Source organism: Streptomyces sp. NPDC058872 (assembly GCF_042743065.1).
GTDB lineage: Bacteria > Actinomycetota > Actinomycetes > Streptomycetales > Streptomycetaceae > Streptomyces.
The window spans coordinates 1-1996 of record NZ_JBHYMK010000140.1 but is presented as its reverse complement, the minus strand read 5'-3'; the positions used below and the strand labels follow the sequence as shown (position 1 = coordinate 1996).

Here is a 1996-nt window from a genome sequence, read left to right as displayed (position 1 = left end):
GGGGGCGGGGGGGGGGGCCCCCGCGCCGCCGGGGGGGGGGGGGGGCGGGGGGCCCCCGGGGCCCGGGGGGGCGGGGGGCCGCGGCGCGCGGGCGCCGCGGCCCCGGTCTCAGGATGCCGCCGTGCGGAAGCGGCGGAGGCTGAACAGCACGGTGAGGACGAAGACGGCACCCAGGGAGATGGCGACGGCAAGGAAGGCGTGCTCGCCCGGGAAGCTCCCGCCGGTGGCGGTGGGGTTGCCCCACAGCTCGCGGGTCCAGGTGACCACGGCGCTGACCGGGTTCCAGTCGGCGACCGGGCGCAGCCAGGCTGGGAGCCGGTCGACGGACTGGAAGGCGTTGGACAGGAACGAGAGGAGGACGGTGACCAGGCCCGCGACCACGTTGATCGTCTCCATGTTGCGGGAGAACAGGCCGAGGAGGACACCGACCCAGAGCATGGCGTACATGAACACGGCGAGCAGGAGGAAGCCGGCGAGCACGGGGAGCGGCCCGCGTTCGGGCCGCCAGCCGAAGAGCACGCCGATGCCCGTGACGACGGCGAGCCCGATGAGTCCGACGGCCAGGTCGCCGAGGGTGTGGCCGAGGAGGACCGAGGGGCGGGCGATCGGCAGGCTGCGGAACCGGTCCACGAGTCCGCCCCGCAGGTCGGCGGCGACGGCGACCGCGGTGGGGCCGATGCCGGCGAGCCCGACCTGGGCGGCCACGCCCGCGAACATGTACGTCTGGTAGTCGGATCCGCCCGTCACCGACAGCGACCCCTGAAAAAGGTAACCGAGGACGATCATCGAGACGAGCGGGTTCATGATGATGCCGACGAGGCGGCCGGGGGCCCGGCGGAGCCGGTTCAGTCTCCGGCCCGCGACGGCGAGGGACTCCACGGCCAGCGCGATGGGCGGCGCGGGCCTGCGGACCTGGGTGAGGGTCACCATGCCCGGTCACCGCCCGTCGCCCGGTCACCGGCCGCGTCGGGCCGCGCGGTGTCGAGCCGCGCGAGGGCGGCGTCGACGGCGCGGCCGACGACGGCCTGGGGGCCGGGGTGCATCAGGTACTCGTGGCCGCAGTCGACCGGGTGGATCCGGAGGTGTCCGTCCACGTGGGGCTCCCATCGTCGGGTCTGGTCGGCCAGTTGTTCCGCCGTCCATTCGCGGGTGGCGGTGAAGAGGTGCATGTCGCCGGTGAACCGGCCGGCGGTGAACCGTTCCATGAGGTCCCCATGGGTCCGGGAGAGGCACAGCAGTCTCGGGATGCCCCGCTCACCCAGTTCGGCGAGCGGATGGTTCTCCCGCCGCAGGACGTCGTGGAGTACGGCCGGGGTGAGCGGGCGGTCGTCGAAGGCGGCCCGGCTGTGGCCGAGGGCTTCGAGGGCCCGCAGGAGCAGTTCCCTCTCGTCGTCCTCCTCGTCGCGTCCGGTGCTGCCGAGGTAGCCGTCGAGGTCGGCGAGGAAGTCGACCTCCTCGCCAGCCTGTTGCAGCTGGACGGCGATCTCGTGGGCGAGCACGCCGCCGTAGGACCAGCCGAGGAGGCGGTACGGGCCGTGCGGGCGGATCCGCCGGATGTGGCCGATGTACTCGGCGGCCACGGTCCGGAGGTCGTCCGGGATCGGGGCGGCGCCGCCGACGGCCGGTGACTGGAGGCCGTAGAGGGGGTGGCGCCGGTCGATGTGCCGGGCGAGTCCGACGTACGGGAGGCTGAAGCCGAGCCCGCTGTGCACGAGGAAGACGGGAGGCGCGTCGCCGCCCGGGCGGATGGGGAGCACGGTGGAGAAGGGGTCGAGGGTGTGCTCCTGGTCCGGTCCGGTCTTCTCGGCACGGGTGGCGAGTGCGGCGACGGTGCGGTGCAGGACCACGTCGGCGACGCTGAGCCTCAGTCCGGCGGTCTGGGCCCGGCTGACCAGCCGGACGGCGAGGAGGGAGTGGCCGCCGAGTTCGAAGAAGCTGTCGTCGATGCCGACCCGTTCCAGTCCGAGGACCTGCGCGAACAGCGCGCACAGCACCT

Annotated in this window: 2 protein-coding genes; both read right to left on the bottom strand. The window is 73.9% G+C overall.

Annotated elements, in window-relative coordinates:
• Positions 1-108 precede the first annotated feature (108 nt).
• A complete protein-coding gene (locus tag ACFW22_RS35780; protein WP_386412961.1) occupies positions 109-930 on the bottom strand; it encodes an ABC transporter permease in 822 nt (273 codons plus the stop codon).
• On the bottom strand, positions 924-1996 hold a 1073-nt coding region (locus ACFW22_RS35775; RefSeq protein ID WP_386412959.1), incomplete at its 5' end, for a thioesterase domain-containing protein. The genes ACFW22_RS35780 and ACFW22_RS35775, both read right to left, overlap by 7 nt.

What these genes read in the sequence shown, in the direction of transcription:
- ACFW22_RS35780 (WP_386412961.1), bottom strand. Translation starts at nt 930, where the DNA reads ATGGTGACCCTCACCCAGGTCCGCAGGCCCGCGCCGCCCATCGCGCTG.